Source organism: Arcobacter cryaerophilus gv. crypticus (genome assembly GCF_002993025.1).
GTDB lineage: Bacteria > Campylobacterota > Campylobacteria > Campylobacterales > Arcobacteraceae > Aliarcobacter > Aliarcobacter cryaerophilus_B.
Window position 1 is genome coordinate 41,769 of sequence record NZ_NXGI01000009.1, and the last position, 13,435, is coordinate 55,203.

Sequence of the window (13,435 nt, forward strand, 5' to 3'; positions counted from 1 at the left end):
ATTGTTATAATTTTTTAAAAATTTCATCTTAGGTAAAGAGGCATTTTATGGAAATTTCAAATAATACAAATTCAATTTTAAGTTCAAATCTAAATACAAACAGTTCAGTAAGTGAAGAACAAAAAGATAGGTTTGATATTTTTTTAGAAAATCAAGAAAAAGATAAAGCAGAAAAAAAAGAGACAACTGAACTTTTAGGTGACTTAGATTTTGTTTCTAAAACTGGATTTACAAAAGAAGAGTTAGAGAGAATTAAAGAGCTTTTAGAAGAGTTACAAAAGCAAAGAGCCGAATCAGGACAAGCACCTCTTAGCCCTGAAGAGTATATTCAAGCTTTCAAACAAGATTTACAAACTGCTATTTATGAAGTTACAGGTAAAAAAGTAGATTTAGATAATGAAACTATACAAAATATGATGAATTTACAAAAAAGTGGTGCTAATGAAACTTTTGTAAAACCTACAACAGACGAAGAGCTAAGACTTGTAGATGAATTTAAAAAAACATCTAAATAAGATATTTAGAAATATATGAGATTAGATTTATACCTTAGCCAAAATTTTGATATTCAAAGTAGAAATAAAGCACTTGAACTTATAATTTCAAATAAAGTAAAAATTGATGGCAAAATTGTATCAAAAGCTTCATTTTTAGTTGATGAAAATATGAAAATTGAGCTACTTGAAGAGGATTTTTATGTTTCAAGAGCTGCTTATAAACTAAAATATTTTTTAGATGAGCTAAAAAATAAGATTAATTTAAAAGATAAAGTAGCTCTTGATATTGGAAGTAGCACTGGTGGATTTACACAAATTTTACTAGAATTTGATATTCAAAAAGTAGTTTGTGTAGATGTTGGAAGTAATCAACTTCACGAAAGAGTAAAAAAAGATAAAAGAATTGAGTTTTTTGAAAACTGCGATATTAGAGATTTTAAAAGTGATATTAGTTTTGATATTGTAACTTGTGATGTATCTTTTATCTCTATTTTAAAGATTATTGACTCAATAAACTCTTTAGATTTTAAAAATATAATTATACTTTTTAAACCACAATTTGAAGTAGGAACTGGTGTAAAAAGAGATAAAAAAGGTGTAGTAAAAGATAAAAATGCGATTTTAAAAGCTAAAGAAAACTTCTTAAGCAAAGCATTTTCTTTGAACTGGAAATTAAATTATAACAGCATTAGTAAGCTTGTAGGAAAAGATGGAAATGAGGAAGAGTTCTTCTATTTTAGTAAAAAATAATATAGATAAAAACAGTATAGATTCAATTGCAATTGGTGGATTTGATGGTATGCATATTGCTCATCAAGAGTTATTTAAAAACTTAAATCCTAATGGTGCAATTATAAGTATAGAAACAGGTTATGCTTCAATTACTCCAAAAAATTATAGACAAGAGTACACAAAATACCCTATTTTTTATTATGATTTAGAAGATATAAAAGCTCTTGATGGAGTTGAATTTATAAAGATGCTTCAAAATGATTTTAAAAATCTAAAAAAAATAGTTGTTGGTTTTGATTTTTGTTTTGGTAAAAATAGAGCATACAAAACGCAGGATTTGAAAAATATTTTTGATGGAGTTGTAGTCGTAATACCTGAAATAAAACTAAATAATTTCCCAATTCATTCACGATATATAAGAGAATTTTTACTAAATGGTGATATAGAAAAAGCAAATAGCTTTTTAGGAAAAGAGTATAAAATTTTTGGAAAACATATAGTTGGTCAAGGACTTGGAAAAAAAGAGTTTGTAGCAACTATAAATCTAAATGTAAATGAGTTTTTATTGCCACAAAGTGGAGTTTATATCACAAAAACTATTGTAAATGATATTGAATACAATTCTGTTAGTTTCTTAGGGCATAGAGGATCAACAGATGGTAGTTTTGCAGTTGAAACTCATATTTTAAATCAAGAAAATATAGAAATAAAAGATGAAAATGTACAAATAAAATTTATAAGTCGTATAAGAGAAAACAGAAAATTTGATAGTTTTATAGAACTAAAAAATCAGATTTTTAAAGATATAGATATTGCTAAAAAATATTTTTATTAATTTTTAGATAGAATATTAGAATGATTGATAAAGTATTTAATAAAACAATTTCAAAACAGTTTGAGTTTGATGAAGAGGTAGCTAGCGTATTTGATGATATGTTAGAGCGTTCTGTTCCTTTTTATAAACAGATGCAAAAACTGTCAATATCTTTTGCCAATAATTTTTTAAAAGAAAATAGTAAAGTCTATGATTTAGGTTGTTCGACTGCTTCAACTTTGATTGAACTTAGTAAAACAACTTCTTATAAATTAGATTTAGTAGGAATAGATAATTCAGCTGCAATGCTTGAAAGAGCCAAAAAAAAAGCAAAAGCTTTTGGTGTTGATATAGAGCTTTTAAACAGCGATATTTTTGATGTTGAATTAAAAAATGCAAATCTTGTTCTTGCAAACTACACTTTACAGTTCATAAGACCAATAAATAGAGAAAAACTGGTAAAAAAAATATATGATAGCTTAGAAGATGATGGAATTTTTATCTTTAGTGAAAAACTAGTTTCACAAGATAGCTCTTTGAATAAACAGTTTATAGATGAGTATTATAGCTTCAAAAAAACTCAAGGTTATAGTGAGTTTGAGATATCTCAAAAAAGAGAGGCTTTGGAAAATGTGCTTATTCCTTATACTGAAGATGAGAATAAAAAGATGATAAAAGATGCTGGATTTAGACATTGTGAGACTCTTTTTAAATGGGTAAACTTTGCAACTTTTATAGCAATTAAATAGTAAAGGCTTTATTCTTAAAGCCCTTTAGAGTTTGCTTCTTTTAAAAGAAGTTAAATAATAACGGTTTCCTTTCAAATTAGGAAACCAATTTGAAAGGAGAATATATGTTAAAAATAGGCGATAAAGCACCAGCATTTTGTGCTTTTAATCAAGATGATACAGAAATTTGTCTAAGAGATATTGTAGGAAATTGGATAGTTTTATACTTTTATCCAAAAGATTTAACTCCAGGATGTACAACTCAAGCTTGTGATTTTACAGCAAACTTATATAAGTTTGACAATCTAAAAGCAACAATTATAGGTGTAAGCCCAGATGATAGTGCAAAACATAGAAAATTTATAGAAAAATATGATTTAGGCATTACTCTTTTAGCTGATGAAGATAAAAAGATGTGTCAAGATTACAATGTTTGGCAATTAAAAAAATTTATGGGAAAAGAGTTTATGGGAGTTATTAGAACTACTTTTATAATAAATCCAAAAGGAGAAATTGCAGCAATTTGGGATAAAGTAAGTGTAAGAAAAACAAAGAGTGTAAAAGGAGATAAAATCGAGATTTTACATGTAGATGAAGTTAGAGAAAAACTAGAAGAATTACAATCAAAATATTAGGAAAAAAGATGAAAAAAATGTTTACAAAATTAGCTTTTGTTGGTGCTATTTTATTTGCTACGAATAGTTTGGCAGTTGAAACTGTTTGTTATAAAAATGGTTTAGATACACCATCACAAATAGAAACTGCAAAACTTGAAGGTGGGATTTGTGGTGGTAAAACTACTGTTGGTGAGATGCTAAAAAACGGTTGGCAAATTTTAGATATAAATGTAACAACTGAAAATGGAAAATTAAGTTACTCATACTACTTTTATCAAAATGTAAAACAGGGTTTAAGTAGCGGAACTTATGCATCAAAATTGGATTATGGGAAAAAAGAGTTCTCTATTTCACCTATGGCATTTAAAATTGATAATTTAGAAAATAACAAAACAACTATACCAAAAGGAAATTTACTTGTAGGTCAAAGTGGAATTGTTGTACATATTTATGACAATGACAGAAGACTAATAGTTTCAAATGCAAAAGTAGTAAGCTCAAATGAAAAAAGTTCTGTTGTAGAATATTTTGCCTTTGATGACTTAAAACAAGATGCAATTCCAACTACAAACAGAGTAGTTGAAAAAGGTGATATTTTACTTTTAAACTATATGTATGACCAATCTTTACTTATAACTCCTGATTTTAATAACTATAAAGCAGTAAAAGATGATTTTGCACAAAACAACTTTATACATCCAGATTTATTTGGAGCGGCTTTAAAATTTCAAAATCAACCACTTCCTAGAATTGAAGATTTCCAAAAATTCGCAATTGAGCAAAATTTGGGAACTATTTTTATAGTAGTTAATAGAAAAATATTTATCTATGATGCAAAAACATTTACTCTACTAGATAGTTATAGTTTACAAATTGGTTCTTCAAAAAAACAATTACCATTTTTTACAAGAGTTGAAGAGATAAAAGGACCACTAATTGACCTTAAAAATATTCCTATTGTATCTGATGCTTTAGGTTTAAATGATGATGGAATAGATGATTCAAGCTACGATAACTACTATAAACAACTTTTGGGAGTTAAATAGTGATTGATAAAAAACATTTAGAATATATAACTTCTATTGTTGGTGAGGAAAATGTAAAATCAGATAAAGCTCATCTAATAGCTTTTTGCTACGATGCTACAAGAAGCCGTTTTGAGCCAGATGCTGTTGTTTTTCCAAGACACGAACAAGATGTGAGTGATATACTTAAATATTGTAATGAAAATAAAGTAGTAATTGTTCCACGAGGTGCTGGAAGTGGATTTACAGGTGGAGCATTGCCTTCAAATGGCGGAATTGTTCTTTCACTTGAAAGACATATGAATAAACTACTTGAAATTGATATGCAAAATATGGTCGGAGTTGTTCAACCAGGACTTGTAAATATGCAATTTCAAAAAGCTGTTGAAGAAGTTGGTCTATTTTATCCTCCAGATCCAGCAAGTGAAGAGTATTCAACACTTGGTGGAAATGTAAGTGAAAATGCTGGTGGCATGAGAGCTGCTAAATATGGTATTACAAAAGATTATGTAATGGCTTTAAGAGCAGTGCTTCCAAATGGAGATATTATAATTGCTGGTAAAAAAACTATAAAAGATGTTGCTGGTTATAATGTTGCTGGTATTTTAATAGCAAGTGAAGGAACTTTGGCAGTTATTACTGAAATTACTTTAAAACTTATTCCAAAACCAAAATTTAAAAAAACTTATATGGGAGTTTTTTCAGATGTAAATAGTGCTATGACAGCTGTTTTTAAATCACTTGCAAGTGGTGCAAATCCTGTTGCTATGGAGTTTTTAGATTCACTTGTAATAAAAGCACTAAAGCAAAAATTTCCTCAAGTTTCATTGCCAGAAAATGCTGGTGGAATTTTAATAGGTGATGTAGATGCTTCTAGTTTGGCTGAAATTGAAGACCAATTAAATATTTTAAAAGAGTCATTTAAAGAGAATGGCTCAATAGATTTTATAGTTGCCCAAAATGAAGAAGAAGGTAAAAAACTATGGTTTGCAAGAAGAAATGCAAGTCCAGCAACAATGGTTTTTGGAACTAAAAAATTAAATGAAGATATAAGTGTTCCAAGAAGTAAACTTCCAGAAGCTTTAGATGAGATATATAAAATTGGTGACAAATATGGTTTCCAAGTACCTTGTTTTGGACATGCTGGAGATGGAAATATCCATGTAAATGTTATGGTAAAAGATAAAACAAATGAAAAAGAGATGGCTGACGGTCACAAAGCTATTGAAGAGATTTTCCAACTTGTTGTAGATATGGGTGGAACTTTAAGCGGTGAACACGGTATTGGAATATCAAAAGCTCCATTTATGAATATAGCATTTAGCGAAGCTGAAATGAATTTATTTAGAAATATCAAAAAAGCTTTTGATCCAAACAATATTTTAAATCCATTTAAAATGGGATTATAAATTGGAAAATAGTAAAAATACTATTTCTAAAAAGCTATTTGTAGCTGTTGAAACATTTTTTAATGATGACACAAGCTACTATGCTGCAAGTCTTAGTTTTTTTACTATATTTTCAATACTACCAATAATTGCTCTTGGAATTGCTATTATTTCACAATTTCCAGAATTTAACTCATATCTTGATATGTTTACAAATTTTTTACTAAATTTTCTAAACCCTACACACTCTGATGAAATTGTAAATACTCTAAAAAATTTTATATCAAACTCTGATAAATTAGGATTTATTGGAATATTTTATATGCTTTTTGTCTATATTATGTTTTTCAAAGATTATGATTATATTGTAAATAAAATACATCAAACAACTAGAAGAGCAATATATAAATCATTTTTTATATACACAATCTTTTTTATACTGTTTCCTGCTATTTTTATTGTCTTAAATTTACTTCTTAGTTTTAATGACAGTAATTTTTTCAAAAAAATTCTACTATTTTTATTTACTTGGCTTATCTTTTTTGCTCTATTTAAAGTAAGTGCAAACAAAATTATCTCAACAAAAGCAGCTTTTATATCATCTTTTTTGACTTTGTCAACTTTGAGTATTACAAAAAATCTATTTGTATATTATGTAGTTTACAACAAAACATATACAACAATTTATGGCTCACTTTCAACTTTGCTTTTCTCAATTTTATGGATTTATATTTCGTGGATAATCTATCTTTATGGTATAAAAATTTGTCATAAATTAAATATGAAATATCTAAATAAAGTCGTATAAGTCATCTTTTATTCTAAGTGGAATTTCTGAAAAATCCTTATCCTCATTTTTTATAAGATTAAAACAACTTGAGCAAAGTAGTATAAGATTTTCAATATTATACCCTCCATTTTCATGACTTTCTTGAGCTAAAACTATAGAACTTTTTTGTATTTTATCCATAACATTTCCACATCTATTGCAAATTCCATCTTCTCTAAAAAAAACCAACTCTTTTCTTCGTAAAAAGTCTTGTGGAATTTTTTTGTTTGGTTGAGAGTTTATCCCATAACCACTCCAAATAAGCTCTTTTTTCACACTTTTTTGAGTTGTCTTTTCCCAGTGGAAATCTGCAAATTGTCTTATAATTTGATGAATAACCATAGCTTTTTGAACTTTTAAATTATCTTCTTCTTCCTTGTCTTCATAAAAAGTTAAGTCAAAATGAATATTTGGATACTCTCTTTTTAAATAACTATTAGCTAAATCCAAAAAGAGTTGAAACTTATTAAATTTCAACTCTTTTTTTTCTTCTTCTTTAGTTTCAAATAGTTTTTTGATATTATCAAACATATCTTATTTTTCTTTACACCTTTGAATACTTGCACCAATTTTTAAGAATTTTCCTTCTAAATCTTCATATCCTCTATCAAGATGATAAATTCTATGAATATTTGTCTCTCCTTGTGCAACCAAAGCTGCTAAAACAAGAGCCGAAGATGCTCTTAAATCTGTTGCCATAACATCTGTTCCGCTTAAATTACCTTTTTCACCAATAATTGTAGCTATATTTCCATTTAAATGAATTTCAGCTCCAAGTCGAACAAGCTCGCTTGCATGCATAAATCTATTTTCAAAAAGTCTCTCATCAATTGTGCTAGTTCCTTCCGCTTGAGTTGCAAGTGCCATAAACTGAGCTTGCATATCTGTTGGGAAACCTGGATATTCTGTTGTGATAATATTTACAGGTAAAATTTTTGATGTAGGGAAAATTGTAAGTTCATCTTCTTTTATATCTATTTCAAAATTCATCTCTTCTAGCTTTGAAATAACAGCTTCAAGATGAGCTGGAACAATATTTTTTATAGTTAATTTTTGATTTGTAATAGCAGCTGCACACATATAAGTTCCAGCTTCTATTCTATCAGGAATTACGCTAAAAGGTTTGATATCAAGTAACTCTCCACCTGTTCCTTCAATTATAATTTTAGAAGTTCCAATTCCTTCTATTTTCACTCCAGCACTTGCTATTACTTCACATAATTGAACAATTTCTGGCTCTTTTGCTGCATTTATTATAGTTGTAACTCCAGAAGCTAAAGCTGCTGCCATAACTGTATTTTCAGTTCCACCAACTGTAACTTTATCAAATACAATTTTTGCACCTTTTAATCCATTTGGAGCAGTTGCTTTTATATATCCTTGAAGTATTTCAATTTTTGCACCCATAGCTTCCAAAGCTTTTAAGTGTAAATCAACAGGTCTTTGCCCTATTGCACAACCTCCTGGAAGAGAAACTTCACAATGCCCAAATCTAGCTAAAAGTGGTCCTAAAACCAAAATAGATGCTCTCATAGTTTTTACTATATCATAAGTTGCAATTGTATTATCTACGATGCTAGTATCTATTTTTGCACTGTTTTTATCTTTTTCAAAACTACCACCTAGCATTTTTATAAGCTTCAAAAAAGTGTTTATATCAGCAACATCTGGAAGATTGTTTATGATAGTTTCGTTTTTTGCTAAAATAGTACAAGCTATTAAAGGAAGTGCCGCATTTTTTGCTCCAGAAATAAGTATTTCTCCACTTAGTTTTTGATTTCCTATGATTTTTAAATAATCCATAAATTTCCTAAATAATGTTTAAAATAGCTTAAATTTTAACGAAATATTGCTTTAACTCAAATTTTGCAATACTTTTACTTTTTAAAAGGATTTTGGATTGGAAGAAAATGTAAATAAAGCTATAAAATATATGATTATTGCTTCTTTTTTATTTGCTTTAATGGGAGTTGCTGCAAAAGAGCTTAGCTCAAATATTAGTACTATTGAAATAGTATTTTTTAGAAATGTTTTTGGAGTATTTTTTATACTATTTTCTATATACAAAAGCCCACTTAATCAACTAGGTGGAAAATTTTGCTTACTTATTTTTAGAGGAGTTGCTGGATTTTCAGCTTTGCTTTTCTTCTTTTATAATATTGCAAATATTCCTTTGGGTGAGGCTATGACTTTTTCCAAAACATCTACAATATTTACAGCACTTTTGGCATATTTTTTTCTAAAAGAACATATTGGATTTAAAGGTTGGATTGGAGTATTTATTGGATTTATTGGAATTTTATTTATTGCCGAGTTTGATGGAAGTAGTTTAGAAAAAACAGATTATTTAGGAATTTTATCAGGTGTTGGAGCAGCTTTGGCATATACATCTATACGAGAATTAAGAAAATATTATGATAGTAGAGCTATAGTTTTGAGCTTTATGGGTGTTGGTACAATATTCCCTTTAATTTTTATGATAATAAGTGAGTTTTATGTAAATCCAAATCTTGATTTTATGCTAGGAACTTTTGTAATGCCACAAGCAAAAGATTGGATTTTTATAGCTTTATTAGGAATTTTTTCTACTTATGCACAAATATATATGACAAAATCGTACTCTCTTGCAAAAGCAGGAATTGTAAGCACAGTTTCGTATAGTAATATTGTTTTTTCAATAATTTTAGGACTTTTTATAGGAGATGCTTTTCCATCTTTTATAGTGCTTTTGGGTATAATTTTTATTGTAATTAGTGGAATAATGGTTAGTAAAAAATAATAAATTCACAGATTTGGAACCAATTAAATAAAAGGAAAATATATTATGTTGACAGTTATGACAGGACCTTGTGTTTTAGAAGATATGGATACAGTTTTAAAAATAGCAGAAAAATTAAGACCTCTTAGTGAAGATAAAAGAGTTGATTTTTATTTTAAAGCTAGTTTTGACAAGGCAAACAGAACAAGCCTAAGCTCATTTAGAGGTCCAGGACTTGATGAGGGATTAAAAATATTTGAAAAAATCAAAAAAGAGTTTGGGTACAAAGTGGTTACCGATATTCACGAATCATATCAAGCAGCACCTGCTGGAGAGGTTATGGATATACTTCAAATTCCAGCTTTTTTGTGTCGTCAAACAGATTTGTTAGTAGCCTCTGCTAAAACAAAAGCAAAAATAAATATCAAAAAAGGTCAGTTTTTGGCAGCTGATGCTATGAAACACCCTGTTGAAAAAGTATTAAACACAAGAGGAATAAGTGAAGTTAGCTATGAAAGTAGCAAAAAAGCTGGTGTTTGGCTTTGTGAAAGAGGAAATACTTTTGGATATGGTGCTTTGGTTGTGGATATGAGAAATCTACTACTTTTAAGACAATATGCACCTGTGATTTTTGATGCAACACATAGTGTGCAAATTCCAAGCACTGGAGGAACAACAGGTGGAAATAGCTCTTTTGTACCATATATGGCAAGAGCGGCTGCTAGTGTTGGAGTAGATGGTTTTTTCTTTGAAACACATATTGACCCAAAAACAGCAAAAAGCGATGGACCAAATATGCTTAGTATTGAACAACTTTATAAAACAATGGATGAGATTTTTGCTATTAAAGAGGCTTTAGGAAACTAAAACTCTTTATAGTTATTATTTAATTTCTCATTTGCTTGATTAACTGCTTTTGGTCTAAACTTCAATAAATCATCTAAATAGTTGTTGTAATTGTATTTATATGTAGTTAATTTTAATTTTATTACTACATCTTCTTTTGTATCAAACTCAATATCTATTTTATAAAATGGTTTTAAAAAAGGTGTTGAGTTATATTTTGATTTTAGTGATAAAATAGCTTCTCTTAATGTTTTAAAATCTACTTCTATTGCATTTATATAGTTGTTTAATTCCTCTTTTATCTCTTTTACATATTCTTCCAATGGATAATCACTTTTTACTATATATTTAAACTCCACATAATCCAAATCTTTAACTACTTTATGTATTATTTCTAGCTCATTTAATGCTTTATTTTCAAGTGAAAATAGTTGTCCACTCATCTCATTTTTATATATTGTTTTAAATAAATTAACTTTTGTTATTTTACAAATTTCGTTTGGTTTATTTTTAAAATAAAACTCCATACCCTCATGAATTGTTGTTGGAATTGCTGATCTATAAAAAAACCCTAAAAATATATTGTTTAATTGCTCTTTCATTGAGAATAAAGAGATTAAAATAAATGCAGATAATATAGGGATTATTATTGATAAATTGTTTTTTGAGATAATAAAAAAAGATAGGATTATAAATAATATCAAATATATTTTTAATAAATATTTCCTTTTTTGATATAAAGTTGCCTCTAAATTTATTTTTTTTAACTCTATTTTAGTTTTCTTTATGCTTGGTTTATAGTATTTATTTAAGATAATATTGTTAATTAAATATGTTATTAATAAGATTATTGATAATAATATTAGTTTACTATAATCAAAATCTATTAATAAGCTTAATAAACTTTCTAAATCCATAAATAATTTTTTTATTATATTCATTTTTCTTCTTTATTTTTAATTAATAGCTAAAATAAGCATATTTGTATTTTTTTATAAAATGACTTTTGTTATATTATTTTGTAGATTTTATCATATTTTTTAATTATTGAAAACAAAACTTTAATTCCATACATTTTAATTTACTTTTTAATAGGATTTGAATTATTTGATCTGTCAACACTTTATAGGACAAAAAATTCATAATTTAACTAACCATTTCTAAACTTAATATTTTATCTTCAAATTCAGTTAGTGATACATATCGATTTTATGCTGTTTTTATTCTATTAAAAATAAAAACATTACAAATTGCAATTTTTTTAGATATTTTTAAATTTTATTGATATTATTTGAAATATTTAATATTTGGAGAATATCAATGAGTGAATCAGTTTTAATAATAGGAAGTTTATTTGCTTTTATAAGTTTCTTTACTTCTGTGTAGACATCAAATTATAAGCCCCAAAATGGGCTTATTTATTTAGTTTTTTGAGATAAGATTAGCGAATCTACTCTTTTATTATTGTAATTACTAACTCTCCAACTACAAATCCAAATTTTTTCATTTTTGAGTGATTTATGATAACTTTTTCATCTTGAAGATGCAACCAATCTTGTACACTTAAATCAATAGTTGAACTTTTATAAGGTGTTCTCATAACATAATCAATCATTACTGTATTTCCATTTGCTATCATAGGACTTTCCCCAACTATATCATTGGCAGTTGCTATAAACTTTTTATCAGAAGTTGGTTTTAAAGTCCAAACTCTTTTCATCTCTTCACCATCATCATAAACAAAAAACTCATCTAAAGTTCCAACACCGTTTTTATCCCATGACCCAATCATTGTTCCACTAAAACTTCTAATTATCTTTCCACTTCTATCTTTTACAATTCCATAAGCTCTTAATTTTCCATTAAAATACTCTTGAGGAATAAACTCTGGTTTTGTATTGCTAAAATCTTCTATTTTCATACTTGCACATCCTGTTAATAAAATTGTTGTTATAAAAATTAATAATAAATTTTTCATGCGATTAATCCTTTATTTAAATCTATATTTTGATCTCTTGTAAAAACTAGTTGATGAAGATTTATATTTCTTGTTAAAAATCCTGCTTCACAATAGTTTAAATACATTCTCCACATTCTTATAAAATAGTCATCAAATCCTAGTTTTTTAACTTCATCTAAATTATTCTCAAAATTTTCATGCCAAATATTTAATGTTTTTGCATAGTGCTCCGTGAACTCTTCAAGATGATTTAAATTCAATCTTGTGTGTTTTGAAGTTGTCTCTAAAAGTTTTAAAATACTTGGCAAATGACCACCTGGGAAAATATACTTTTGTATAAAATCACTACCTTTTGAATAGGCTTTATATTTTTGATCTGGAATTGTAATTACTTGTAAAACCAAAACCCCACTTGGTTTTAATAGCTCTTGACACTTTTTAAAGAATATATGAAAATACTCTCTTCCCACAGCTTCAAACATCTCAACAGCAATAATTGCATCAAATTGACCTTTTAAATCTCTGTAATCTTTTAATAAAATATCGATTTTATCTTCAACTCCCTCTTTTTTAAATCTATCTTCACAAAGCTTTTTTTGTTCAACACTTAATGTTACAGTTGTAACATCACATTTTTTATCTTTTGCTAAATGAATAGCCATAGCTCCCCATCCTGAACCAATTTCAAGAACTTTTGAGCCATTTTTAATATTTAGTTTAGATGATAGTTTTTCAAGTTTATTTTTCTGAGCATCGTATAAATATTGGTCTTTATTTTCAAAAACTGCACTTGAATACATCATTGTACTATCAAGCATAAGTTTGTAAAAATCGTTTGATAAATCATAGTGAGCTGAGATATTTTTTCTTGCATTTGTTTTTGAGTTTCGTCTTAAACTATGTTTTAGCTTATTAAAAAATGGCATTATATTTATTAGTTTGTTTTTTTCATTTTCACTTGTAGTTCCTAAATATTTTGCATTTAAAAGTGCAAGTTCTATTAGTTTTGTAAGATTTGAAGTCTCAAAATCTCTATCTATGAAGCTTTCAGCAAACCCAATATCTCCATAAAGAACTGTTTTTATAAAAAATCTATTATTATATATCTCTAAAGTTATTTTATCTTGAAGTTTTTTTTCACCATAAAGTTTTACTGTTTTATCTTTAAAAATAACCTCTATAGTTCCTATTTGAATCTTTGAAAAGAAGTTATCTGCAAATTTATTCCAAAATTTTTTCAT

General features: G+C 27.3%; 15 protein-coding genes. 10 read left to right on the top strand and 5 right to left on the bottom strand.

The window, feature by feature from the left end; all coding sequences use genetic code 11:
* Nucleotides 1-47 precede the first annotated feature (47 nt).
* The 8 genes from CJ670_RS05040 (at nucleotide 48) to CJ670_RS05075 (ending at nucleotide 6,609) form a co-directional block, all read left to right on the top strand.
* Entirely contained in the window at nucleotides 48-515 is a 468-nt protein-coding gene (locus tag CJ670_RS05040; RefSeq protein WP_105939101.1) for a hypothetical protein, read from the top strand.
* 15 nt (nucleotides 516-530) lie between these two features.
* A complete protein-coding gene (gene tlyA / locus CJ670_RS05045) occupies nucleotides 531-1,247 on the top strand; it encodes a 23S rRNA (cytidine-2'-O)-methyltransferase TlyA (RefSeq protein WP_105939102.1) in 717 nt (238 codons plus the stop codon).
* Nucleotides 1,213-2,064: a bifunctional riboflavin kinase/FAD synthetase gene (locus CJ670_RS05050; RefSeq protein WP_105939142.1), complete on the top strand. Its 852-nt coding sequence runs from the start codon at nucleotides 1,213-1,215 to the stop codon at nucleotides 2,062-2,064. The genes tlyA and CJ670_RS05050 overlap by 35 nt, the downstream gene beginning before the upstream one ends.
* 20 nt (nucleotides 2,065-2,084) lie before the next feature.
* A complete protein-coding gene (cmoA, locus tag CJ670_RS05055) occupies nucleotides 2,085-2,792 on the top strand; it encodes a carboxy-S-adenosyl-L-methionine synthase CmoA (RefSeq protein WP_105912202.1) in 708 nt (235 codons plus the stop codon).
* A gap of 104 nt (nucleotides 2,793-2,896) precedes the next feature.
* Nucleotides 2,897-3,406 (top strand): thioredoxin-dependent thiol peroxidase, encoded by a 510-nt coding sequence (bcp, locus tag CJ670_RS05060; protein ID WP_105939103.1) that lies wholly within the window; start codon nucleotides 2,897-2,899, stop codon nucleotides 3,404-3,406.
* Nucleotides 3,407-3,414: 8 nt separating this feature from the next.
* The gene (locus tag CJ670_RS05065; protein WP_105912204.1) at nucleotides 3,415-4,434 is read left to right on the top strand and encodes a plasminogen-binding N-terminal domain-containing protein; all 1,020 of its coding nucleotides are present in this window, start codon (nucleotides 3,415-3,417) and stop codon (nucleotides 4,432-4,434) included.
* Nucleotides 4,434-5,822 (top strand): FAD-binding oxidoreductase, encoded by a 1,389-nt coding sequence (locus CJ670_RS05070; protein ID WP_105939104.1) that lies wholly within the window; start codon nucleotides 4,434-4,436, stop codon nucleotides 5,820-5,822. Before CJ670_RS05065 ends, CJ670_RS05070 begins: the two co-directional genes overlap by 1 nt.
* 1 nt (nucleotide 5,823) lies before the next feature.
* Nucleotides 5,824-6,609 carry a YihY/virulence factor BrkB family protein gene (locus tag CJ670_RS05075; protein WP_105912206.1) on the top strand — a complete coding sequence of 262 codons (786 nt, stop codon included), beginning with the start codon at nucleotides 5,824-5,826 and terminating at the stop codon, nucleotides 6,607-6,609.
* Here the strand turns inward: CJ670_RS05075 and CJ670_RS05080 are convergent.
* Nucleotides 6,592-7,161, bottom strand: coding sequence for a hypothetical protein (locus CJ670_RS05080; protein ID WP_105939105.1), 570 nt, complete (start codon nucleotides 7,159-7,161; stop codon nucleotides 6,592-6,594). The genes CJ670_RS05075 and CJ670_RS05080 overlap by 18 nt on opposite strands.
* Nucleotides 7,162-7,164: 3 nt before the next feature.
* Nucleotides 7,165-8,433, bottom strand: coding sequence for a UDP-N-acetylglucosamine 1-carboxyvinyltransferase (gene murA / locus CJ670_RS05085; RefSeq protein WP_105939106.1), 1,269 nt, complete (start codon nucleotides 8,431-8,433; stop codon nucleotides 7,165-7,167).
* 97 nt (nucleotides 8,434-8,530) lie between these two features.
* On the opposite strand from murA, the gene CJ670_RS05090 reads away from it, so the two are divergent.
* Both CJ670_RS05090 and kdsA read left to right on the top strand, forming a co-directional pair.
* Entirely contained in the window at nucleotides 8,531-9,409 is an 879-nt protein-coding gene (locus CJ670_RS05090) for a DMT family transporter (RefSeq protein ID WP_105939107.1), read from the top strand.
* Nucleotides 9,410-9,451: 42 nt separating this feature from the next.
* Nucleotides 9,452-10,255, top strand: a complete 804-nt coding sequence (kdsA, locus tag CJ670_RS05095; protein ID WP_342587568.1) for a 3-deoxy-8-phosphooctulonate synthase — start codon at nucleotides 9,452-9,454, stop codon at nucleotides 10,253-10,255.
* Here kdsA and CJ670_RS10745 read toward each other — a convergent pair.
* From CJ670_RS10745 to CJ670_RS05110, 3 genes are all read right to left on the bottom strand, one after another.
* A complete protein-coding gene (locus tag CJ670_RS10745; protein WP_133161062.1) occupies nucleotides 10,252-10,836 on the bottom strand; it encodes a hypothetical protein in 585 nt (194 codons plus the stop codon). The two genes, kdsA and CJ670_RS10745, sit on opposite strands and share 4 nt — an antisense overlap.
* An 848-nt stretch (nucleotides 10,837-11,684) precedes the next feature.
* Complete coding sequence (locus CJ670_RS05105; protein WP_105939110.1) at nucleotides 11,685-12,212, bottom strand: DUF3833 domain-containing protein; 528 nt, start codon at nucleotides 12,210-12,212, stop codon at nucleotides 11,685-11,687.
* Complete coding sequence (locus CJ670_RS05110; RefSeq protein WP_105939111.1) at nucleotides 12,209-13,435, bottom strand: SAM-dependent methyltransferase; 1,227 nt, start codon at nucleotides 13,433-13,435, stop codon at nucleotides 12,209-12,211. The genes CJ670_RS05105 and CJ670_RS05110 overlap by 4 nt, the downstream gene beginning before the upstream one ends.